Below are 21,411 nucleotides of genomic sequence, written 5' to 3'. Positions count from 1 at the left end.
CCCGGAATCTCGAGAGAGGTTCCGGGCCTTTCTCATGCTCTCAGCCGACCGGCGCAGGGCCGCCCCACTCGGTCTCGGGCGCGACACCGCGGTCAGGTGTACGACCGCACCAGCGTCAGCGCCCGATCGCTCACCGCGGCGTCGCGCTCGGTGAGGGCCTCGATCGTGGTGCGCATGCGTTCGACGCGGGCGAGCCACGCCGGCCCGCGCTGCTCGCGTCGGGGGAGCGCTTCGAGGGCCTGCACCTCGCGCCAGGCGGTGAACAGCACCGTCTCGTAGAGCTGCTGGTCGGCCTCCGCCGCCTTGCCACGGTGCCCGTCGGTGCTTCCGAGGACCGCAACGGCGTCGAGCCGCGACAGATCGAGTCCGAGCGCCAGCGCGTTGAGCTGCTCGCGGAGCGCCTGCAGCTCCCTCCGCGCTCGGCGCGAACCGGCGTTGCGCAGGATCAGCTGGGCGATCGACCAGCCGATCATCGCGAGTGCCTGCGCGCCCGTCCACGTCGCGAGGGCGACCGTCCAGAACAGCGCGCCCCCCGACAGGCCCGCCGCACGGAGGTTGTTGTACTCCAGTTCCCTCCCGAGATCCGACATCTGGGATGCGACGAGCCATCCCGCTGGGATCGTCGATTCCTCGCCCGGCCGATTCCATAGCGTCGGCTCTGCTGCGTTGAAGAAGTACGCCCCGAGGCGACTGTCCACGCCCGTGCTGAGGGTCCCGGTCAGCGGCAGTCCGACACCGTACGAGCCGTCCTCGCGGATCCACAAGGGGAGGACAGCACGGCCGGGCCGCACCTCCCCGGTCTCGGCATCGATCGCGTCCGGGACTTCTGCCGCCACCTCGCTCTTGATGCGCGCATAGACGGAGAGCAGCTCGCGGAAATCGAGCTGAACGCTGTTCTCGGCGCTTTCATGCGGTCGCACCGTGACGTAGTCGTCCATCGGCAGGAGCGCCACCACGAGCTCGATCTTCTCGGGGAGCAATGCGGCGTCGGAGTACCTCGCATTCGACTCCATCGCATCCCGCACGAAAGCGAGCGACAGCGTCTCGATGTTCGGCGGCTCGCGATCGGCGAGCGTCGGGTCCGAGTAGGGCGGGAGGAGCGAGGGATCCCCGACGAGCTCGAGCGCCGCGAGCGGCTGATCTCCGACGAGGGTTCGACCGTACGTGGCATCACCCGCTTCTGCCGCCGAGGTCGCCGCGAAGCCGGCGATCAGCGCGACGACGAGCGGGAGCCCGACGACGGCGAGGGGTGTGAAGTCCGGTGCCGTACGGTCCACTCGGATGCCGGGACGCACCGTGCGAGCGGGGGTGACGCCGCGCTCCGCCTCATCGATCGCCTCACCGACGAGCAGAATGCGCTCGGCGAAGACTCCCGGCGGCTGCCGCTTGCGGGGAGTGAGATCCAGCGACGCCCGGAGCTCGTCCAGCGTCTCCGTCCTGCCGCCGGTGGCGATCCGCACGCGATCCCGCAGACGCTCGTCGAGGACTCCCGCGGCGACGTGAGACGTCACACCCCGGGGGACCCGCTTCTTCAGCCGACGCTCGACGCGCTCGAGCGTCGCGGCGAGTCGGCTCTCGGCCGCTCGCCACCTCGCCATGAGGTCGTTGTGGCGGACGACCACGTCCGGCCCGTCCTTCGCGCCGAAGTCGGTCTCGGCCTCACGGACGAGGGCGAGCAACGCGCTCCGCTGACGGCCGAGCGCGTCGCTCTCCTCGTCGGAGATGAGATCGCGTCGCTGCAGCACCTCGTCGATCCCGAGCGTGGCCGACAGCGCGATCTGCCCGAGCACCGTGCCGCCGGTCGAATGACCGACGCGCAGCGACGACGCCGCGACGAGCGCATCGACGCGTCGGCGCAGGGCGGCGGCTCGTGTGTCGAATCGCGAGAGGTCGATCGGTTCGTCGGGTGCCCCGCGTTCGTGCACCGGCGCGTGCGGATCGAGCAGGTGCCGCGCGAGCACCTGCTCCTCATGGGCGAGTTCCAGGCTCTCCTCGCGGATCTTCGACCAGTCGCCGGTCAGTTGCGCCGTGACGCCCTCGGCGATGTCCCGTGCGCGCCCCGTGGTCCCGCGCTGCAGCTCGGCAGCGGCGATGCTGACGTGCGCCTGCAGCAGGTCGAGTTCGAGCACGACGCGCGCGAGCTCCAAGCGGGCGTGCGAGAACACCCGCCGGCGCAGCCGCTCCCGCGCGAGATACCGGCCCCACAGCGCCATCATGAGCAGTCCGACCAGCAGGGGCAGCGCAGCGATGGACACCCAGAACGCCGGCGAACGCGTGCCGCCGTCGAACGCGCTCGCTGCGGCCGTCATCGCCGCACCCACGACCGCGCTCGGTCCCTGCCCCTGCGTCACGTTGTTGAGGAAGGACTGCCGGATGTCGGAGGCCGCGGAATAGTTCGCTCGCCAGTCGTCCTCCGCCGCCAGCTTCGCCACCGAGGCGCGCCTGGCATCCGGGATGGAGAGGTCGAGGTCGTCCTCATCCATTCCCACGGACAGCATCACATCGGCGCCGCGCGGGAACTCGCCGTGCTCGGACTCTTCCCACGTCAGGTCCCGCTCGACGACCAGGACCGTGAAGGGCTCGTGACTCAGCGCGCGACCCGTTGCGACTGCATCCACGCTCTCCTGTGTGATGCCGTAGGGAAGTCCGTCCTCAACGAGGAAGGTGATGGGCTGATCGGGCTGGGAGAGGATTCGGCTCTGCGCCACCTGGCCGAGCCCGGCCGACAGGGCCGCGAGGGCCACGGCGAGCACCGGCACCATCCACTTCGTCCGATACAGCCGTGCCGGACGGGGAGGAGTGCGGGCCATGTCTCGATGCTATGCGTCGCCGACACGGGTCTCCGGTGTCCGCACCCCTCCGTAGGCTGATCCGGTGGGCATCGGGGAGTGGGTCGCGCCGACGCGGCTGGGCCGGGACTTCCGGTGGCTGCTCGCGTCGTCGTGGACGAGCAACGTCGGCGACGGTATCGCGCTCGCCGCTGCACCACTGCTCATCGCGTCGATGACGGATTCGCCCATTCTCGTCGCCTCGGGCGCCGTGATGCAGTTCCTTCCGTGGCTGCTGTTCGGGCTGCATGCCGGAGCAATCGCCGACCGGCTCGATCGTCGACTGCTGATCATGGTGGCGAACGGCATCCGGGCCCTCGTCCTGATCGGGCTCTGCACGTTCCTGGTCACCGGCGTCGCGGACATCTGGATCGTCCTCGCGGTGGCGTTCGTCTACGGGTGCGCCGAGGTCTTCGTCGACACGACCAGCAGCACCCTCCTGCCGATGATGGTGCGCAAGGCCGACCTCGGCATCGGCAATGCGCGGCTCCAGGCCGGCTTCCTGGTCGCCAATCAGTTCGGCGGACCCCCGCTCGGTGCGTTCCTGTTCGCGGTCGGCTCGTTCTGGCCGTTCGCGGTGCAGGCCCTCTGCGTTGCGCTCGCCGTCCTCCTCATCTCGCGCATCGCTGCGACCCGCGTGCCCGCGAAGGATGCCGACGGCCCCCGAGCCCCGGTGCACACCGACATCCTCGAGGGCATCCGCTGGCTGTGGCGCAACCCGCCGGTGCGCACGCTGGTGATCATCATCCTGACCTTCAACATCACCTGGGCGGCGCCGTGGGGCATCCTCGTCCTCTACGCGACGGACCACCTGCAGATGGGTCCCGTCGGCTACGGTGCGCTCACGACGGCGAGCGCCGTCGGCGGCCTGCTCGCGACGTTCTCGTTCGGGTGGCTCGAGCGGCGCTTCACGTTCAAGACCCTCATGCGGGTGTGTCTCAGCGCCGAGGTCGCGATGCATCTCGCGTTCGCTCTGACGACGAGCGGCACCGTGGCCTTCGTCATCATGGTGGCGTTCGGCGCGTACGCCTTCGTGTGGGGAACGATCTCGACGACCGTCCGACAGCGTCTCGTGCCGCACGAGCTGCAGGGACGCATCGCCTCGGTGAACATGGTCGGCGTCTTCGGCGGCCTCGTCATCGGGCAGGCGCTCGGCGGGGTCATCGCACAGGTGTGGGGGCTCACCGCGCCCTGGTGGTTCGCGTTCGTCGGCGCCGCGATCACTCTTGTGCTCGTCTGGCGCCCGATCTCGCACATCGCCGCGGCGCGCGTCGAGGACGTCGAGGACGAGCACCCCTGACGAGCGCGCGCCCGGCGTGACACGTTTCAGCGGATTCGGACGAATCTGTTGCGCCGGACTTCGCAACCGTGCCAGGATCGGACCCACGCGAGCCGGAATGCGCTTTCCAAGGATGGATGCGTCACCCTCGCCGCGCGATCGAGTCCACGCGCTTCCGTATGCCAGCTGCACTCCCGCCGTCTCGGCAGGGGTATCCGGCATGCCTTCTCGCCGACGACGTCCAGGAGGAACCCTTGACCGTACGCCACGCCCGCTCGACCTCTCGACCGGTTCGGATCGGCGGCTGCGTCGCCGCCGCGACCGCGCTCGCCGCCGCACTGCTCACCGCAGTTCCCGCCGTGGCCGCGGAACCCCCGGCGCCGCTCCCTGACGGGAACGTCATCGCGTTCGACTTCGGTCCGGGCACCGTGGCCGAGGGCGCGCTCGGTGTCACCTCGTCGACCGCCTTCGGCGACGCGTGGGGCTACGGCTTCTCGACCGCCCCGACGGTCGACGACGCCGATGTCGACCGGGGCGGCGACGATCCGCTGAGGTCCGACTTCGTCGCCGCACAGGGCGGCACGTTCGAGGTCGAGCTCGGCGCGGGCGACTACTCCGTCGCCCTCGTGGCCGGCGACTCCGCATCCACCTCCGAGATCTCGGTGACGGCCGAGGGCATGGCGAAGGTGCAGACCACGTCGAAGCCGGCGGGGGAGTACCTCGAGATGGCGTTCCCCATCGCCCTCGTCGACGGACGCCTGACGCTGCAGATCGGCGGCGCCGCGGCATCCCTCAGCGGACTCACCATCACGAGGCTGCCGGAGCGGACGGCCGGCGCGGTCCCCACGACGTACCTCACCGGTGACTCGACCGTGCAGACGTACGACGCGACCGCCTACGCGCCGCAGGCCGGCTGGGGCCAGATGCTCGACCGCTTCCTCGCCGACGACGTGGCCGTGCGCAACCACGCGATCGGCGGGCGCTCGTCGAAGAACTTCATCACCCAGGGACGCCTCGACGACGTGCTCCGGGAGATCCGGCCCGGCGACTATCTGTTCACGCAATTCGGCCACAACGACGCGACGCAGGGAGTGGACGACCGCTACGCGTCCCCATCGGACTACAAGGAGTACCTGCGGACGTACGTCGAGGGCGCGCGTCAGCGTGGTGCGACACCCGTGCTCGTCACACCGGTCTCGCGTCGCAGCTTCGATTCCGACACCGGGCTGTTCCGCGTCAGCTTTCCCGAGTACGTCGAGAAGATGATCGAGCTGGCGACGGAGGAGGACGTCGCCCTCGTCGATCTCTCCGCGTCGAGCCGCGCCTATCTCGACGAGATCGGCCCCGAAGCCGCCAAGGCCGTGTTCCTCCACGTCGATCCGGGTGTCTTCCCGAACCGTCCAGCGGGCACCGTGGACGACACGCACTTCCAGGAGTACGGCGCGATCCAGATGGCGCGGCTGGTCGCACAGGGCGTCGCCGAGCTCGACGATCCGCTCGCCGAGAAGGTCACCGACACCGAACCGCCCGCCGAGCTGCCGTCCGCGCCGCAGAACCTCGTCGCCGGCGCGATCAGCAACGCCGGGGCGACCCTTCGTTGGGATGCCGTCCCCTCGGCCGACATCTACAAGCTCTACCGCCAGACCGAAGCGCAGGGTGCCTGGAGCCTCGTCGGCACGGTGACGCAGCCGACGACCATCGTGCAGGGCCTCGCCGAGGGCGCGACCGTGCGTCACCGCGTCGTGGCCGTGAACGGCCGGGGCGAGTCCGAGCCGTCGGCACCGGTGGAGTTCATGACGAAGAAGGCGACGTACCGCTTCGACTTCCAGCTGTCGGGCAACCCGCTCGCGTCGGGCTACACCGAGGTCACGCCGGACCTCGGCTACACCGAGGAGCGTGGCTTCGGCTTCACGAACGCGCTGCCGGCGAACGCGGGTCGCGACCGCGGTGCCGCGACAGGGTCCGATGACCTCGTCCGCGACTTCGTGCTGCCCGGCGACAGCTCGACCTTCGCCGTGAAGGTCCCCAACGGCACGTACTCGGTGAAGACGTTCTCGGGGGATTGGATCGGATCCACGCGGACGAGCTTCCGTGTCGAGGGCAAGGATGCGGGTTCGGGGAACGCCGGGCGAGGCTCCGTCGCGGCCGTCCTGCGCGGTCCGTTCCTCGTCACCGACGGCCGACTGGACATCGAGGCATACGGCGCTGCGGCAGGCACCCGTCTGAACGGCCTCGAGGTCACGCCGATCCTCCTCGGACCCACCGGGCTCGCGGTCGCGGGCATCGACGCCGACCCGTCGGCACCGAGCATCGCGCTGGAGTGGGATGTCGAGCCCGGCCTGACCTGGAACGTGTACCGGTCGTCGGCGTTCGACCCGAAGCCCACGCTCGTCGGTTCGACGACGGAGCCGACCTACAGCGACGTCACGGCTCGGCTGGGGCTCGACTACAGCTACCACGTCACGGCGGTCGATCGGACCGACCTCGAATCGGTGCCGTCCTCGTCGGTGAAGACGAGCCTCGTCGACACGGAGGTCGACGCTCCCGCGGCGCCGACGGGGCTGCTGGCCGAGCGTATCGACGCGCGCGAGATCGAGCTCGGCTGGTCCGTGCCGGACGACGCCGTGTACTCGATGGTGTTCCGCTCGGAGACCGAGGGGGAGCGCGGCGACCTCGTCGGCGCGACGGAGATCCCGCGGTTCGTCGACACGGACGTCCTGACGACCGTGCCGTACTTCTACACCGTCGTCGCCGTCAACGCCGGCGGGCCGGGTGCGGCCTCGGAGCAGTATGAGACGGCGGCACCCACGGTCCTGCAACGCCAGGCCGAGTACCTCGACCGCGGCCTGGCCGCGGTGAAGACCGACGACGGCGTGCTGGTCTCATGGCGCCTCCTCGGTACCGATCCCGCGGACGCCGGCTTCCACGTGTACCGCGACGGGAAGCGCATCACGAACGAGCCGATCACGACGTCCACGAACCTGCTCGACCGCGACGGCACCGACGGCGCCGAGTACTTCGTCACGCGCATGAACGGTGCGGGAGACGAGGCGGTGGAGACGACCGAGTCGGACCCGGTGGCGGTGCAGACATCCGCCTACCGATCGGTGAAGCTGCAGAACCCGGCGGATGCCTACACCAAGGACGGGCAGCCGTACAGCTACTCCGCCAACGACACGACCGTCGGCGACGTCGACGGCGACGGCCAGTACGAGCTGATCGTGAAGTGGTACCCGTCGAACGCGAAGGACAACTCGCAGGGCGGCTACACCGGCAACGTCTTCGTCGACGCCTACCGGATGGACGGCGAACGACTCTGGCGCATCGACCTGGGCGTGAACATCCGAGCGGGGGCGCACTATACGGACCTCATGGTCTACGACTTCGATGGCGACGGCCGCGCGGAGCTCATCACCCGGACCGCCGACGGCACGGTCGACGGCGCGGGCACACCGATCGGCAAGGCGGGGGCCGATCACCGGAACAGCTCCGGCTACGTCCTGCAGGGTCCGGAGTTCCTCACCGTGTTCGATGGGCTGAGCGGCGCTGCCGTCGACACGATCGACTACGTGCCGCCGCGCGGTGACGTCGGCTCGTGGGGCGACACCTACGGCAACCGCGTCGACCGGTTCCTCGCGTCCGTGGCCTACCTCGACGGCGAGCGGCCGAGTGCCGTCTTCAGCCGTGGGTACTACACGCGGGCGGTCATCGCCGCCTTCGACTTCGACGGCGAGGAGCTCTCCCCGCGGTGGGTGATCGACTCGAACGACGAGGGTGCCGGAGCGCTGTACGGCCAGGGCTACCACTCGATGTCCGTCGCCGATGTGGACGGCGACGCGAAGGACGAGATCGTCTACGGGTCGGCGACCATCGACGACGACGGCGAGGTGCTGTACTCGACCGGCCTCGGACACGGCGATGCCCTGCACGTGTCCGACCTCGATCCGGCCCGACCCGGTCTGGAGGTCTTCGCCGCCCACGAGACGATGTCGGCATCCGGCAACAAGGGAGCGACCTTCCGCGACGCGAAAACCGGCGAGGTGCTGTGGAGCATCCCGGCCACGGTCGACACGGGGCGGGCCGCATCCGGTGACATCGACCCCCGGCATCCCGGCGCGGAGGGGTGGGCCGTCGGCGGCGACGCGGCGTGGAACTCCCGCACCGGCCATCTGATGACGGCGGCGGGCGAGCGTATCGGGCAGGCGATCCCGGCGGCGAACTTCCTCGCCTGGTTCGACGGCGACCCGCTGCGGGAAATCGTCGACCACTCCTGGAACGCGACCACGTCGCAAGGGACGCCGACCGTCTCGAAGTGGGACTGGGAAGCCGGCGAGGAGCGGGTCATCGTCTCCGACGAGGGCGCGCGGTCCAACAACGGCACGAAGGGCACCCCGAATCTGCAGGCCGACCTGTTCGGAGACTGGCGCGAGGAGATCGTGTGGCGCTCGGCGGACTCCTCCGAGCTGCGCATCTACTCGACCACCGACGAGACCGAGCTGCGCATCCCGACGCTCATGCACGACATGCAGTACCGGGTCGCGGTCGCGTGGCAGAACACGGGGTACAACCAGCCGCCGCACCCCAGCTTCTTCATCGGCGACGGTATGGCTCCCGCGCCGATGCCGAGCATCGCGGTGACGGGCGATCCGTCCGGCGCGGACGACGAGACGGCGCCCGTCATCTCCGGTGTGCCGGCGGACGGTTCGCTGCTGCCCGACTCGGGCGAGCTCGCGCTCGCGGTGTCGGCCGAGGATCCCGAATCGGGCCTGCGCAACCTCGACGTCGCGCTGGACGGCGAACCCGTCGCGGCCGATGCCGTGATCGACCTCGACGGACGGGTCGGCGAGCACGTCCTCTCTGTGCGAGCAGTCAACCACGACGGCCTCGTCGCGGCCGCGCAGGCGCGACTCACGGTGTTCGAAGACGAGGGAGCGAGTGCTGTGCCGGGCCGCGGCGCGCTGTCGACCGACAGCGGATGGGGCGACGGGCTGAAGGACGGCTCGTACACCGTCGCCATGGACCTGTGGTGGGGGGTCAACGGTTCCGTCTTCCGCCTGTACGAGAACGGAGAGGAGATCGCCAGTCGTCTGATCTCGCCGGACTCGCCGCGGGCTCAGCGGGTGACCGTCGACGTGGCGGGTCGCTCGAACGGTACATACGTCTACACGGGCGAGCTCGTCAACGCCGCCGGGAAGACCCGGACGACCTCGGTGACGGTCACGGTGACGGATGCCGCGCCCGCCCGCCCGGTCCTGTCGCACGACAACTGGGACGGGGACGGCCGGTTCACGCTGACCTCCGACCTGTGGTGGGGAACGAACGCCACCTCCTACGCCCTGTTCGAGAACGGCGAGGAGGTGGACGCACAGACCCTCGAAGCCCGCTCGCCGAGCGCGCAGCGGGCCCGCACGAGCGTCGACGGCCGAGGCCCGGGGACGTACGAGTACGTCGCCGAGTTCCGCAACGACGCCGGCGCGACCCGTTCCGCACCCCTCACGGTCGTCGTCCGGTGAATGACGAAGAGGGCGGTCGGCACCTTCCGGTGGCCGACCGCCCTCTTCGTCGCAGACCCGGGCTCAGAGGTCCGCGACCCGGACGAGAACCTTTCCGACGGTGCCCGCCTCCACCGCGTCGTGGGCGGCGGCGGTGTCCTCGAGGTCGAACCAGGTGAGCGGCAGTCCGTCGTCCTCGCCCACGGGGAGGGCGCCGTCCTCCAGTGCGTGGGTGATGTCCTCGACGGCGGCATCGAGTGCGGGCTCACCCACGGTGTAGAGGAGCACCCCCTGCACGCGCAGGTTCTTCGCGAATGTCGGGCGGATCGGCATGCCGAACTCCGCCCCGTTGTTGTCGGCGTAGAACGCGATCACCGCGTGGTTCGCCGCCAGCTCCGCGTCGGCCGCCGCGTTGGTGGCGAGGGAGACCTCGACGAACTGGTCGACGCCGTTCGGGGCGACCGCCCGGACATCCGCCACGAGGTCGCCGTCGGTGTAGTCGACGACGTGGTGCGCGCCCGCCGCCCGCGCCAGCGCGGCCTTGGCTTCGGAGCTCACGGTGGCGATAACCGTCGCACCCGCCCACCGGGCGAGCTGGATGGCGGCGTGCCCGACGGCTCCTGCGCCGCCGGCGACGAGGACCGTGCGGCCACTCAGCGCACCGGGGGCGAGCCGCGTCGGGCCGTCCTCGTGGACGGTCAGCGCTCGGTGCGCCGTCACCGCCGGCACGCCGAGGCTGGCGGCGAGTGCGAAGTCGACGCCCTCGGGGAGCGGGATCGCGCGGGATGCCGGGACCACCGTGTACTCCTGGGCTGTCCCGGTCGGCCGCTCGTGCTGGGCGAGGTGCACCCAGACGCGATCGCCGACGGACAGCCCCGTCACGTCGGTGCCGACGGCGTCGACGACGCCGGCCCCGTCCTGGTTCGGCACGGTCTCGGGGAACGAGGTCCGACCGCCGGCCGCACGGGACTTCCAGTCGGTCGGATTGACCCCCGATACGGCGACACGGACACGGACCTCATCGGGACCCGGGTCCGAGATCTCGCGGTCGTCGAGGGTGAGGACGTCGGACGCGCCCGTGGAACGGTAGACGATGGCTCTCATGGTGGGCCCAACCCGGCCGTCGGACCCGGCATTCCATCCTCGCCCGGCTCCCTGCCAGGCGGGCCGTGACAGAGTGGGACGACGTCGCGCGTCTCGCGGCGGTGTATCGGAAGGCGCACGCGTTGCCCACCTGGCTCGAAGAACTCCTCCATGCGGTGACCGGACGTGTGCGGTCGCACGCCGCGCTCCCCGACCTCCGGACGCTGCCGTCGCGGCGGGTCGCGGTCGAACGAACCCACTACCTGGTCGACGACCGGGAACGCCACACCCAGGGCGACCGCCTGTATGTCCTGCGGCGCGAGCCGGCCTCCCGGCGGGACCCGATATCCGTCGCCGTGTTCTCGAACGGCAGGGGTGTCGGTTACCTCTCCTCCTCGACCGCGCGCGACTTGGCGCCCCACCTCGACAGGCTGGGCGGTGCAGCCGTCGTGAACGGTGCGGGCCCGGCTCGTGGCAGCATCCGCCTGCGGGTCGACGTCCCCACGGACGCGGCGATGCGTGCCTACACTCCGGCCGCCTGACGCGCGGACGCCGGCTCTGACAGGCTGGCCGGTGTGATCGAAACCCTGGTCGTCCTCGTCGTGGGCCTGCTGCTCGTCGCGGCCTCGGCGGTCATCGCGCCGAAGCTGGGACTCGCCGCACCGGTCCTGCTGGTCGGACTCGGCGTCCTCGGCAGTCTCCTGCCGTTCTTCACGGATTTCGAGCTCAACCCCGAGTGGATCCTGCTCGGCATCCTCCCGCCGCTGCTCTACTCGGCCGCCGTCTCGATGCCCGCCATGCACTTCCGCCGCGAGTTCGCCGCGATCGGCGGGCTTTCGGTGTTCCTCGTCGTCGCGACCTCGCTCGTCCTCGGCGCCTTCTTCATGCTGGTGCTGCCGGGTGTCGACTTCGCGTGGGGTGTGGCGCTCGGGGCGATCGTCAGCCCGACGGACGCCGTGGCCACGTCCATCATCAAGCGGACCCCGGTCTCCAAGCGCGTCGTCGCGATCCTCGAGGGCGAGAGCCTGCTCAACGACGCCACCGCGCTCGTGCTGCTGCGGACGGCGATCGTCGCCGCCGCGGCATCCTTCTCCGTGTGGGGTGCCGTCGGCACCTTCGCATACTCGGTCGCGCTCGCCGTCGCGCTGGGTGCCCTCGTCGGGTGGCTGAACCTCAGGATCCGTCGACGCGTGACCGACCCGACCGTCAACACGGTCATCTCGTTCGCCGCTCCCTTCGTGGCGGCGATCCCCGCCGAACTTCTCGAGGCATCCGGTCTGGTCGCGGCGGTCGTGGCGGGGATCGTGACCGGCATCGGCGCGCCGCGGCAATTCTCGGCGCAGAACCGCCTCTCCGACGCGCAGAACTGGCGCACCGTCGAGCTGGTGCTCGAGGGGGCCGTCTTCCTGCTGATGGGACTGCAGCTGACGACGATCCTCGACGACGTGGAGGCGGCTCACGAGGGCGTCCGCTCGGCGCTGCTCATCGCGTTGGGTGCGTGGGCGCTGACGCTCGTCGTCCGCGCCGCCTACGTCGCCCCGCTCCTGGGCCTGCTCCGGGTGCGCGGCCGGCGAGCGCGACGGCTGCAGCCGCGGCTCGAGACGCTGCAGGAACGATTGGATGCCGCAGGCGACGAGTCCGAGGTGCTCGACGCCTTCGCGCGTCGCGGCAGGACGATGTCGTCCGGTCAGCTCAGCCGCTTCACCCGCCGCGTCACCCAGGGACTCGCGGACATCCGCTACTTCTTGGCCGCCCCGCTCGGCTGGCGCGAGGGCACCGTCGTGGTGTGGGCGGGGATGCGCGGTGCCATCACCCTCGCCGCTGCGCAGACGCTGCCGCCCGGGGCGCCGCAGCGCTCGGTGCTGATCCTCGTCGCCTTCGCCGTGGCCGCGCTCTCGCTCGTGGTGCAGGGGTCGACCGTCGCGCCGCTCGTGCGGCGGCTCTCGTCCGACGACGACACCGCGGAGAGCGCCCGGCGCGACGCCGCCGAGCGCCGCGAGGTGCGCAACGTCCTGCGTCGCAGCGCCGACGGCGTGCCCGCTCCGGATCGACCCGAGGGCGCCTCGCGCGAGGAGCTCGGCGACATCGCGCGCCGCCACCGGCTCGCCGTCCTGGCCGCACAGCGCGCGGCGCTCCTGGATGCGCGTGACGACGGCGTGTTCGACGCCGACATCCTCGCCCACGAGCTCGCCGGGCTCGATGCGACCCAGATCGCGATCGAGCTCCGCCGCGGGGGAGACTGACGCGGCCCCGGCCGCTCCCCGGCCCGGTAGCCTGGCCCGATGCAGCAGCGTCGCCTCGGCCGTACCGGCCGCTCCGTCTCGGTCATCGGTCTCGGCACCTGGCAGCTCGGCGCCGACTGGGGCGATGTGTCGGAGGAGGAGGCCATCGCCGTTCTGTCCGAATCCCTCGACGCCGGGGTGACCTTGTTCGACACCGCGGACGTCTACGGCGACGGTCGCAGTGAGACGCTCATCGGCCGCTTCCTCGCAGGCCGCCCGGGGCACGGCGTGACGGTCGCCACCAAGATGGGTCGGCGCCTCCCGCAGGAGCCCGAGAACTACACGCCCGAGAACTTCCGCGCCTGGACGGACCGGTCCCGGCGCAACCTCGGCGTGGAGACGCTCGATCTCGTGCAGCTGCACTGCCCTCCGAGCGCCGTCATCGACGCGGACGCGACCTACGACGCGCTCGACGCCCTGGTCGGTGACGGCACGATCGCCGCCTACGGCGTGTCGGTGGAGACGACCGACCAGGCCCTCGCCGCGATCGCCCGCCCGAACGTCGCGGGCGTGCAGATCATCTTCAACCCCTTCCGGTTGAAGCCCCTCGACGAGGTCCTGCCCGCGGCCGCCGCCGCCGACGTCGCGATCTTCGCCCGCGTCCCGCTCGCCTCGGGTCTGCTCAGCGGCAAGTATTCCCGCGACACCTCGTTCGCGGCGAACGACCACCGCGCCTACAACCGGAACGGCGAGGCGTTCGACCGCGGCGAGACCTTCTCCGGCGTCGACTACGAGACCGGACTCGTGGCGGTCGAGGAACTCTCGGCGGCGCTCCCCGAGGGCGTCTCGCTGCCCGCGGCATCCCTCGCCTGGATCGCCTCGCGACCCGGCGTGACCTCAGTCATCCCCGGCGCCCGCAACACGCGTCAGGCGCGCGCCAACGCCGCCGCGGCAGATCTGCTCGACGGCGCGGACCTCTCCTCGTTCGAGGCGGCGGTGGCCGACGTCTACGACCGGCGCCTGCGGGCCGACATCCACCCCCAGTGGTAGCCCTCCACCCGGCCTGAACGCGGCGGTCGCGCGGCTGGGGATGACCCGCACCGCGTCGACCCCCTCCTCGCTACCGTGTGGCCCATGAGCTGGCAGCACGGGCACGGTCCCTTCGCCGACGTGTCCGCGCCGGTGGCGGTGATCGCCGTCGCGGCGGCGTTCGGGTGGCTGCTCGTCGCCTCGGTGGTGCTGAGCGTCATCGACGCCCGCACGCACCGCCTCCCCAACCGCTGGGTGCTTCCCGGCTACCCCGTCCTGCTCGGCGCCTTCCTCGTCGCCGCCACGGCGGACGCGGCGTGGTCGGCGCTGCTCCGCGCCGCCGTCGGCGGCGCACTCATGTTCGCGTTCTACCTGCTGCTCCGAGCCGCGGGTGGCGGGATGGGCGGAGGCGACGTCAAACTGGCCGGCGTCCTGGGCCTCGCACTCGGGTGGTCCGGCTGGCCGGCGCTCGCCGTCGGCGCGGTCGCGGGCTTCGTGCTGGGCGGACTCTACGGTGCCCTGCTGCTCGCCCTCCGCCGTGCGGGACGGCACACGGCCGTGCCGTTCGGACCGTGGATGCTGCTCGGCGCCTGGATCGGCATCGGTGCCGGCGGGGCGATCGCCGGTCGATTGCTCCCCGGGCTCTGACACGTCGACCGGCGTGCCGCAAGGGGAGGGGGACGGATCCGGGCGGTCGGTACCGTTGCACGGACGGATGCGACCGCGTCCGCCCGACGGGAGGGTTCCGCCGCATGGCCGAGAAGTCGCAGAAGCAGCCGCCGATCGCCCGACTGGTCGCATGGGCGCTGGAGAAGCGGATCGTCCGCGCCTATCTCCGCTACACCGAACGACGCGGTGCCCTCCTCGCCGACAGCGTCACCTACCGCACGCTGTTCAGCGTGTTCGCGGGGGTCCTGCTGGGGTTCTCCGTCGCGGCGCTGTGGTTGGGGAACAACCCGCAGGCATGGGCGGCGCTCATCGACGCGGTGGACAGCGTCATCCCCGGCCTGTTCGGCACCGGCGGCCTCATCAACGCCGAGCAGCTGCGCCAGCCCCTCGCGCTGTCCTTCGCGGGCATCTTCTCGCTGATCGGCCTCATCGTCGCTGCGATCGGCGCGATCGGCTCGCTCCGCACGGCGCTGCGCGTCCTGGCGGACAAGGTGCACGACGACACCTTCTTCCTGCTCGTGATGGCCCGGAACCTCCTCCTCGCGATCGGCATCGGAGCGGGACTGGGCGCCGCGGCCGCCGCCACCATCCTCGGCACCGCCGGCGTCGGCATCGTCGCGGATCTCTTCGGGGTCTCCGCCGACGACCCGCTGACCATCGGGGTGAGCGCGACCGTCGGCATCCTGGTGACGTTCCTCCTCGACACCGTCGCGGTCGCCGGCCTCTTCCTCGCGCTGTCGGGCGTGAGACCGCCGGCCAGGGTGCTCTGGACCGGCGCCGTCATCGGCGGTGTCGGGCTCACCGTCCTGCAGCAGCTGTCGAGCCTGTTCGTCGGTGGAGCGTCGTCGAACCCGCTGCTGGCGTCGTTCGCGTCGCTGATCGCGCTGCTGCTGTGGATCAACCTCTCGTGCCAGGTGATCCTCATCGCGTCGTCCTACATCATCGCCGGCACCCTCGAGCACGAGGACCGGGTGCGTGCGGTGCACGGCGCTCGGACGATGATCGAGCGGCGCGTGCAGACGGCCGAGGACCAGGTGCGTGCAGCCACCGACGAACTCCGGGCGGCGCGCGAGGCGCTCGCCGCCGAGCGCGACCCGTCGTGAGACGGGTCTGTCACCGCCCGATCACGGCACTGTGAACTCTGCGCGATCGATCCCGCACGGACCTCGATCGTGTGTAGCGTCGTAGCGTGATGAACGCCCGCACCCCTTCGCGCCTCCAGCCGACCCACCCCCTCGCCACCGCTCCGGTCAGAGCCCCCGAGGCGACGGTCGACGGCTTCGTCGCGCAGTTCCTCGAGAACCTCAACAACGGCCGCGGCGTCGCGTTGTCCACCTCGACCGCGAACGACCGCTACTTCGCCCTCGCGGTGACCGTGCGCGACTACCTCATGGCCCGGTGGCTGGAGGATGTGCGCCGCCAGCGGTCCGAGCAGTCAAAGGGCGTCGCGTACCTGTCGGCGGAGTACCTCCTCGGCCGACAGCTCGACAACAACCTCCTCGCGACGGGCCTCGGCGACATCGCCGGTGAGGCGCTCGCCGCCTGCGGACTCGACATCGACGACGTCCGGGCGCTCGAGATCGAGCCCGGGCTCGGCAACGGCGGCCTCGGCCGGCTGGCCGCCTGCTTCATCGACTCGCTCGCGACCCTCGGCGTCCCGAGCGTCGGGTACGGCATCCGCTACGAGTACGGCATCTTCCGGCAGACCTTCGTCGACGGGCAGCAGGTCGAGCAGGCCGACTCGTGGCTCGCGCTCGGTTCTCCGTGGGAGTTCCCCCACCCGGAGGCGGCGCAGACGATCTCCTTCGGCGGTCACACCGAGACCTACGACGACGAGGGCGTGACGCGGTCCCGCTGGATCCCGGCATGGAACGTGCAGGCCGTCCCGCACAACTACATGGTGCCCGGCTACCACAACGGCCGCGTCAACACGCTGCGCCTCTGGAGCGCCCAAGCGACCCAGGGCTTCGATCTGCGCGTGTTCAACGCCGGCGACTACCAGGAGGCCGTGCGGGCGCAGACCTACGCCGAGAACATCTCGAAGGTCCTCTACCCCGAGGACTCCACACCGCAGGGCAAGGAGCTGCGCCTGCAGCAGCAGTACTTCTTCGTCGCGGCATCCATCAGCGACTTCGTGAACCTCATCCTCCCTCGCGACTTCGACATGGCGGACCTGCCCACACGGGTGATCTTCCAGCTGAACGACACCCACCCCGTCATCGGCGTCCCCGAGCTGATGCGCGTGCTCGTCGATGAGCGCAAGCTCCAGTGGGATGCCGCGTGGGCGATCACGCAGCAGTGCTTCGCCTACACCTGCCACACCCTGCTGCCCGAGGCGCTCGAGGTGTGGCCGGCCGACCTGCTGGGCCGCCTGCTCCCGCGACACCTCGAGATCATCTACCGGATCAACGACGAGTTCCTCGACGCGGTCCGCGAGCGATTCGGCGACGACGGCGACCGCATCCGCCGGATGTCGATCATCGCGCCGGACGGCGCGGTGCGGATGGCCTACCTCGCGACGGTCGCGGGTGCGAAGGTGAACGGCGTCGCCGAACTGCACTCGCAGCTGCTCCGGGAGAAAGTCCTCCCCGACTTCGACGAGTTCTACCCCGAGAAGTTCACCAACGTCACCAACGGCGTCACGCCCCGGCGCTTCATCCGGCTCGCGAACCCGAGCCTCTCGCGACTGATCACCGACACCATCGGGGCGGGCTGGCTCACCGACCTCGATCGGCTCCGCGAGCTCGAGGACTACGCCGACGACGCGGAGTTCCGGGCGGCCTTCCGCTCGGTCAAGGCGGCGAACAAGCGCGCGCTGGCGCGGACGCTCGCCGACCGCGACGGCCTGACCGTCGCCGACGACCACCTCCTCGACGTCATGGTGAAGCGCCTGCACGAGTACAAGCGGCAGACGCTGAAGCTGCTGCACATCATCACGGAGTACGACGCGATCGCGTCGGGTCGCGTCGCGGCCGCGGACGTCACGCCGAGGACATTCGTGTTCGGTGCGAAGGCCGCGCCGGGCTACGCGATGGCCAAGCGCATCATCCACCTGATCAACGCGGTCGGCTCCGTCGTGAACGCCGATCCGCGGGTCGAGGGGCGCCTCGCCGTGCTGTTCCCGCCGAACTACAACGTCACACTCGCCGAGCGGGTCGTCCCCGCCGCCGACCTCTCCGAGCAGATCTCGCTCGCCGGCAAGGAGGCCTCCGGGACGGGCAACATGAAGTTCGCGCTGAACGGTGCGCTCACCATCGGCACCGATGACGGCGCGAACGTCGAGATCCGCGAGCTGGTCGGCGACGAGAACTTCTTCCTCTTCGGGATGTCCGAGCCCGAGGTCGCCGACCTGTCGGCACAGGGGTACCACCCGATCGACTTCGTCCGAGCCGACGAGAACCTCGCGCGTTCGCTCGACCTCATCTCGTCGGGTGCGTTCTCGGGTGGGGACGGCTCGGTGTTCGAACCGGTCGTCACGAACCTGCTCCACCACGACCCGTTCATGGCGCTCGCGGACTACACCTCGTACATCGACGCGCAGCGGCGCGTGGACGCGATGTACGCGGATCAGGATGCCTGGACCCGAGCCGCCATCCTCAACGTGGCCCGCAGCGGGTTCTTCTCGTCGGACCGGTCGATGCGCGACTACATCGACCGCATCTGGCACACGCCGCCCGTCGTCTGAGGCGCCGGATATCACCCGTTCCCGGCGCTGGCAAGGCGCCGGGGCGGGGAGGGTGGGCCCGGCTAGAGTCGGATCCGGAGGTACAACATGGCAATCGCACGACTGCACGGCGGACCGCTCGACGGTCAGGTCATCCCGCTCGAGGACGACTCCGATCGGCTGATCCTGCCCTACAGCGAGACCCAGGTCGTCTACGAACGCGGCGGCGCCGACGAGCACACCGGTGAGGGCGACGGACCGACGTCCGCCGACTTCCGGTACGTCGAGGCGGAGGGCGACATCGACCCCTCGGCCGATGAGCGCGACGACCGTTCGACCCTTGACGACTGAGCCCGAGCACTCGCTCGAGATCGAGCGCACCTACGACGTCGACGCCGGGACGCCGCTGCCCGACTGGGCGCGACTGCCCGGCGTCGCGTCGGTGGGGGCGCCCGAACCCCGCGAGCTCGACGCGCACTACCTCGACAACGCCGCCGGCGGCTTGGGTCGTGCCCGCGTCGCGCTCCGGCGGCGCAGTGGCGGACCCGATGAGGGCTGGCACATCAAACGCGTGACCGCGGAGGGCAAGGCCGAGTCGCGATGGCCGCTCGACGACGTCGGGACGGAACGGATCGTCGTCCCGGCGGCGATCGAGCAGGTGCTGGCCGAGGTCGCCGCGCCGCCGTACGTGCCGCTGGCGCGGATCCGCAATTCGCGCACGGCCTATGCGTTGCGTGACGAGACCGGCGCCCTGCTCGCCGAGTTCGTCGACGACCGGGTCACGGCCACCGATGTCCGGCGGGGCGTCGACACGTCATGGCGGGAGTGGGAGCTCGAGTTGGGTCCTGCGGCGCCGGCGGATGCCGCCTCGCGGGACGCCCTCTTCGACGCTGCCGACCGGCTCGTCCGAGGCGTCGGGGGAGCGGTCTCGGCGTCGGGCTCCAAGCTCGAGCGGGCGCTCGGTCTCTGACCGGGCTCCGCCGCAACGCACTGACGCCGCCCCCGGCTTCGATGGGGCGGCGTCAGTCGTGATCGTCAGGCTACTGAAGACCCATTCGTTCCGATAGGTCTCCGGTGGCGATCAGAGGTTGATCATGTGGCCTGCGAGGCCGTGGAACGCCTCCTGCAGGCCTTCCGACAGCGTCGGGTGCGTGTGGACGTTGCGGGCGGCTTCGAGTGCGGTGAGGTCCCACTTCTGCGCGAGGGTGAGCTCGGGCAGGAGCTCCGACACGTCGGGACCGATCAGGTGACCGCCGAGGAGCTCGAGGTGCTCGGCATCCGCGATCAGCTTCACGAAGCCGACCGGCTCACCGAGGCCGTTGGCCTTGCCGTTGGCCGAGAACGGGAACTTGGCGACCTTGACGTCGTACCCTGCGTCGCGGGCCTGCTGCTCGGTGAGGCCGAACGAGGCGACCTGCGGCGAGCAGAAGGTGGCGCGCGGCATGTTGCGGTAGTCGCCGAGCGTCTGCGTCTCGGCCTTGCCGATGGTCTCGGCCGCCACGACGCCCTGCGCCTCGGCGACGTGGGCGAGCTGCAGCTTCGCGGTGACGTCGCCGATGGCGTAGACGCCGTCGACGTTGGTACGCATGTGGTCGTCGATCTCGATCGCGCCGCGGTCGGTGAGCTTCACACCGGTCTTGTCGAGGCCGAAGCCCTCGACGCGCGGAGCGAACCCGATCGACATCAGGACCTTGTCGGCCTCGATCTCGCCCTTCGCGCCATCGGCGTTCGCCGAGTACGAGACGGTGACCTTGTCGCCCGCGTCGACGATCGACTCGACCTTGGTGGAGGTGAGGATCTCGATGCCGTACTTCTTGTACTGGCGCTGGATCTCCTTCGAGACCTCCACGTCCTCGTTCGGGAGCGCGCGGTCGAGGAATTCGATGATCGTGACCTTGACGCCGTAGTTGCTCATCACGAAGGCGAACTCCATGCCGATGGCGCCGGCGCCGACGATGACCATCGTCTTCGGGAGCTCTCGCGTGAGGATCTGCTCCTCGTAGGTGACGACGTTGTCGCTCAGGGTCACGCCGGGCAGCAGGCGGACGGTCGAGCCGGTCGAGATGATGACGTTGTCGGCCGTGACGGTCTCGGTCGACCCGTCCTCCTTGGTGACCTCGATCGACTTGGCGTCGATGAACGAACCGCGACCCTGGTACTCGGTCACCTTGTTCTTCTTCATCAGGAAGTGGATGCCCTTGACGTGGGTCTCCGCGACCTTGCGGCTGCGGTCCCATGCCGTCCCGAAGTCGAAGCTGACGTCACCGCTGATGCCGAAGAGATCGGCCTTGTGGGTGAAGGTGTGCGCGAGGTCGGCGTTCTTCAGCAGCGCCTTGGAGGGGATGCATCCGACGTTGAGGCAGACACCGCCCCAGTACTTCTCTTCGATGATGGCGGTGGACAGTCCGAGCTGTGCGGAACGGACGGCCGCGACATAGCCGCCGGGGCCGGCACCGAGGATGACGACGTCGTAATGAGGCATGCCTCCAGCCTAGTCCGACGCGGGTGGGGTCACTCCCGGGTCTCGCCGCGTCGACCGCGCACGATGGCGATCGCGATGACGGCGCCGACGGCGACGAAGATGACGGCCGCGCCGACGGCGTACGGCACGGCGTTGAAGCCCTGCGACGATCCGTCGTTCTGCTCCCCGGCCGACTCGCCGCACTGCTCGGCGGCGGTCACGGCGGCGTCGTCGCCGACGGAGAAGACGTACTCGTCCGAGATCGGGTGGCCGTCGCTCGAGACCACCCTCCACTGGACGAGGACGGCGCCCTCGATCGTGCCCTCGATCGCCTGCGTCACCTCGTTGCCGTCGACCACCGGGTCGCCCGAGGCCACCGACGCGCAGTCCTCGTCGAGGACGGCCACCTCGGTGGCGCCCGCCTCGGTCGAGGGTGCGTCGCTGAAGGTCAGGGTGATCTGCTCGGGTGTCGTCGCGAGGACGTCGTCGGCGGCCGGGTCGGACCCGATGAGTTCGTCGTGCGCCGACGCCGCTCCCGCGGGCGCCAGCAGCAGCACGGCGGCGAGGGCCGCACTCGCAGCGGCTGTGCCGAGGCGATGGATCCTGCGGGGCGAGGGGCGTGTCGTCGCGAGGTGCATGCCGCGACGCTAACGCGCGCGCACGCTCGTTGGGCGGCCCTGTTCA

General features: G+C 70.5%; 14 protein-coding genes. 10 read left to right on the top strand and 4 right to left on the bottom strand.

Features of this window, described 5'->3' with window-relative positions; translation table 11 throughout:
- Positions 1 to 92: 92 nt before the first annotated feature.
- Positions 93 to 2,810, bottom strand: coding sequence for a DUF5129 domain-containing protein (locus KZX17_RS13880; RefSeq protein ID WP_248174670.1), 2,718 nt, complete (start codon positions 2,808 to 2,810; stop codon positions 93 to 95).
- A gap of 64 nt (positions 2,811 to 2,874) precedes the next feature.
- Here KZX17_RS13880 and KZX17_RS13875 point away from each other — a divergent pair, with 64 nt between their 5' ends.
- Together KZX17_RS13875 and KZX17_RS13870 are read left to right on the top strand one after the other, a co-directional pair.
- A complete protein-coding gene (locus KZX17_RS13875; RefSeq protein ID WP_248174668.1) occupies positions 2,875 to 4,128 on the top strand; it encodes an MFS transporter in 1,254 nt (417 codons plus the stop codon).
- Positions 4,129 to 4,361: 233 nt separating this feature from the next.
- Positions 4,362 to 9,620, top strand: coding sequence for a GDSL-type esterase/lipase family protein (locus KZX17_RS13870; protein ID WP_248174666.1), 5,259 nt, complete (start codon positions 4,362 to 4,364; stop codon positions 9,618 to 9,620).
- A gap of 63 nt (positions 9,621 to 9,683) precedes the next feature.
- Here the strand turns inward: KZX17_RS13870 and KZX17_RS13865 are convergent, their stop codons facing one another.
- A complete protein-coding gene (locus KZX17_RS13865; protein WP_248174664.1) occupies positions 9,684 to 10,703 on the bottom strand; it encodes an NADPH:quinone reductase in 1,020 nt (339 codons plus the stop codon).
- 65 nt (positions 10,704 to 10,768) lie between these two features.
- On the opposite strand from KZX17_RS13865, the gene KZX17_RS13860 reads away from it, so the two are divergent.
- The 8 genes from KZX17_RS13860 (at position 10,769) to KZX17_RS13825 (ending at position 19,236) form a co-directional block, all read left to right on the top strand.
- Positions 10,769 to 11,224 carry an HIRAN domain-containing protein gene (locus KZX17_RS13860; protein WP_248174662.1) on the top strand — a complete coding sequence of 152 codons (456 nt, stop codon included), beginning with the start codon at positions 10,769 to 10,771 and terminating at the stop codon, positions 11,222 to 11,224.
- Positions 11,225 to 11,257: 33 nt separating this feature from the next.
- On the top strand, positions 11,258 to 12,925 hold the full coding sequence (locus KZX17_RS13855) for a sodium:proton antiporter (RefSeq protein WP_248174660.1): 1,668 nt from the start codon (positions 11,258 to 11,260) through the stop codon (positions 12,923 to 12,925).
- A gap of 39 nt (positions 12,926 to 12,964) precedes the next feature.
- A complete protein-coding gene (locus tag KZX17_RS13850; RefSeq protein ID WP_248174658.1) occupies positions 12,965 to 13,954 on the top strand; it encodes an aldo/keto reductase in 990 nt (329 codons plus the stop codon).
- Between the two features lie 84 nt (positions 13,955 to 14,038).
- Positions 14,039 to 14,581, top strand: coding sequence for a prepilin peptidase (locus tag KZX17_RS13845; protein ID WP_248174656.1), 543 nt, complete (start codon positions 14,039 to 14,041; stop codon positions 14,579 to 14,581).
- 104 nt (positions 14,582 to 14,685) lie between these two features.
- A complete protein-coding gene (locus tag KZX17_RS13840) occupies positions 14,686 to 15,705 on the top strand; it encodes a YihY/virulence factor BrkB family protein (protein ID WP_248174654.1) in 1,020 nt (339 codons plus the stop codon).
- 89 nt (positions 15,706 to 15,794) lie between these two features.
- Entirely contained in the window at positions 15,795 to 18,287 is a 2,493-nt protein-coding gene (locus KZX17_RS13835; protein ID WP_248174866.1) for a glycogen/starch/alpha-glucan phosphorylase, read from the top strand.
- 87 nt (positions 18,288 to 18,374) lie between these two features.
- Positions 18,375 to 18,617 carry a response regulator gene (locus KZX17_RS13830; protein ID WP_248174652.1) on the top strand — a complete coding sequence of 81 codons (243 nt, stop codon included), beginning with the start codon at positions 18,375 to 18,377 and terminating at the stop codon, positions 18,615 to 18,617.
- Positions 18,607 to 19,236, top strand: a complete 630-nt coding sequence (locus KZX17_RS13825; protein WP_248174651.1) for a CYTH domain-containing protein — start codon at positions 18,607 to 18,609, stop codon at positions 19,234 to 19,236. The genes KZX17_RS13830 and KZX17_RS13825 overlap by 11 nt, the downstream gene beginning before the upstream one ends.
- 111 nt (positions 19,237 to 19,347) lie before the next feature.
- Here the strand turns inward: KZX17_RS13825 and lpdA are convergent, their stop codons facing one another.
- Entirely contained in the window at positions 19,348 to 20,748 is a 1,401-nt protein-coding gene (gene lpdA / locus KZX17_RS13820) for a dihydrolipoyl dehydrogenase (RefSeq protein WP_248174650.1), read from the bottom strand.
- 29 nt (positions 20,749 to 20,777) lie between these two features.
- Complete coding sequence (locus KZX17_RS13815) at positions 20,778 to 21,365, bottom strand: copper resistance CopC family protein (RefSeq protein WP_248174649.1); 588 nt, start codon at positions 21,363 to 21,365, stop codon at positions 20,778 to 20,780.
- Between the last annotated feature and the right edge of the window lie 46 nt (positions 21,366 to 21,411).

This window comes from Microbacterium sp. EYE_78, from assembly GCF_023149035.1.
In the GTDB taxonomy this organism is placed as follows: Bacteria; Actinomycetota; Actinomycetes; order Actinomycetales; family Microbacteriaceae; genus Microbacterium.
The sequence above is the reverse complement of the archived record's forward strand: the minus strand, read 5'-3'. Positions and strand labels throughout refer to the sequence as shown.

What these genes read in the sequence shown, in the direction of transcription:
- KZX17_RS13880 (WP_248174670.1), bottom strand. Translation starts at nt 2,810, where the DNA reads ATGGCCCGCACTCCTCCCCGTCCGGCACGGCTGTATCGGACGAAGTGG.
- KZX17_RS13865 (WP_248174664.1), bottom strand. Translation starts at nt 10,703, where the DNA reads ATGAGAGCCATCGTCTACCGTTCCACGGGCGCGTCCGACGTCCTCACC.
- KZX17_RS13850 (WP_248174658.1), top strand. Translation starts at nt 12,965, where the DNA reads ATGCAGCAGCGTCGCCTCGGCCGTACCGGCCGCTCCGTCTCGGTCATC.
- KZX17_RS13845 (WP_248174656.1), top strand. Translation starts at nt 14,039, where the DNA reads ATGAGCTGGCAGCACGGGCACGGTCCCTTCGCCGACGTGTCCGCGCCG.
- KZX17_RS13840 (WP_248174654.1), top strand. Translation starts at nt 14,686, where the DNA reads ATGGCCGAGAAGTCGCAGAAGCAGCCGCCGATCGCCCGACTGGTCGCA.
- KZX17_RS13835 (WP_248174866.1), top strand. Translation starts at nt 15,795, where the DNA reads ATGAACGCCCGCACCCCTTCGCGCCTCCAGCCGACCCACCCCCTCGCC.
- KZX17_RS13830 (WP_248174652.1), top strand. Translation starts at nt 18,375, where the DNA reads ATGGCAATCGCACGACTGCACGGCGGACCGCTCGACGGTCAGGTCATC.
- lpdA (WP_248174650.1), bottom strand. Translation starts at nt 20,748, where the DNA reads ATGCCTCATTACGACGTCGTCATCCTCGGTGCCGGCCCCGGCGGCTAT.
- KZX17_RS13815 (WP_248174649.1), bottom strand. Translation starts at nt 21,365, where the DNA reads ATGCACCTCGCGACGACACGCCCCTCGCCCCGCAGGATCCATCGCCTC.